The sequence below is a fragment of the Streptomyces sp. NPDC046759 genome (assembly GCF_040645475.1).
GTDB lineage: Bacteria > Actinomycetota > Actinomycetes > Streptomycetales > Streptomycetaceae > Streptomyces.
Genome location: NZ_JBEYYJ010000086.1, coordinates 1 through 1284 on the forward strand (window position 1 = coordinate 1; position 1284 = coordinate 1284).

The following is a 1284-nucleotide window of genomic DNA, read 5'->3' on the forward strand; positions in this document are numbered from 1 at the left end:
GAGAAGTACCAGCTCAGGCCGCGCGACTGGGAGACGGCGACACGCGAGGGCCGCACCATCGCACCCCTCATCACCAAACTCAACACCGTCCGGCGACAGCACCCCGCGCTGCAGCGCCTGCGGAACCTCCGCTTCCACCGGACCGACAACGATGCCGTGCTCGCCTACAGCAAGAGCACGGGAACGGACACGGTCATCGTGGTCGTCAATCTCGACCCGCACCACACCCAGGAGGCCACGGTCTCGTTGGACATGCCGCAACTCGGCCTGGACTGGAACGCCGCCCTGTCCGTGCACGACGAACTGACGGGCGAGACGTACCACTGGGGCAGGACCAACTACGTGCGGCTGACGCCCGGCAGCGCGCCGGCGCACGTGCTCCACGTCCGGCGGTCGACGCCCCAGAACGGAGGGCCCGCAGCCTCATGAGCGTCAACGAACCGGTACACGACACCTTCGAGGACACACCGGCCAAGGACCGGGACCCGCAGTGGTTCAAGCGCGCCGTCTTCTACGAGGTCCTGGTCCGCTCCTTCCAGGACAGCAACGGCGACGGCATCGGCGACCTGAAGGGTCTGACCGCCAAGCTCGACTATCTGCAGTGGCTCGGCGTGGACTGCCTGTGGCTGCCGCCGTTCTTCAAGTCCCCGCTCAGAGACGGTGGTTACGACGTCTCCGACTACACCGCCGTCCTCCCCGACTTCGGCGACCTCGCCGACTTCGTGGAGTTCGTGGACGCCGCCCACCAGCGCGGCATGCGCGTGATCATCGACTTCGTCATGAACCACACCAGCGACCAGCACCCGTGGTTCCAGGAGTCGCGCAAGAACCCCGACGGACCGTACGGGGACTACTACATGTGGGCCGACGACGACAAGCAGTACGAGGACGCCCGGATCATCTTCGTCGACACCGAGGCCTCCAACTGGACTTTCGACCCCGTGCGCGGCCAGTACTACTTCCACCGTTTCTTCTCGCACCAGCCGGACCTCAACTACGAGAACCCGGCCGTGCAGGAGGAGATCCTGGCGGCCCTGCGCTTCTGGCTGGACCTCGGGATCGACGGCTACCGGCTCGACGCGGTCCCCTACCTCTACGCCGAGGAGGGCACCAACTGCGAGAACCTGCCGGCCACCCACGAGTTCCTGCGGCGGGTCCGGCGCGAGATCGACGCGATGTACCCGGACACGGTGCTGCTGGCGGAGGCCAACCAGTGGCCCGAGGACGTCGTCGACTACTTCGGCGACTTCACCTCCGGCGGCGACGAGTGCCACATGGCCTTCC

2 protein-coding genes are annotated in these 1284 nt (G+C 66.7%); both read left to right on the forward strand.

Annotation, left to right across the window (positions count from 1 at the left end; genetic code table 11):
• A partial coding sequence (locus ABZ919_RS41485) for an alpha-glucosidase C-terminal domain-containing protein (RefSeq protein WP_361259514.1) occupies positions 1–429 on the forward strand: 429 nt, incomplete at its 5' end.
• A partial coding sequence (locus ABZ919_RS41490) for an alpha-amylase family glycosyl hydrolase (protein WP_361259516.1) occupies positions 426–1284 on the forward strand: 859 nt, incomplete at its 3' end. The genes ABZ919_RS41485 and ABZ919_RS41490, both read left to right, overlap by 4 nt.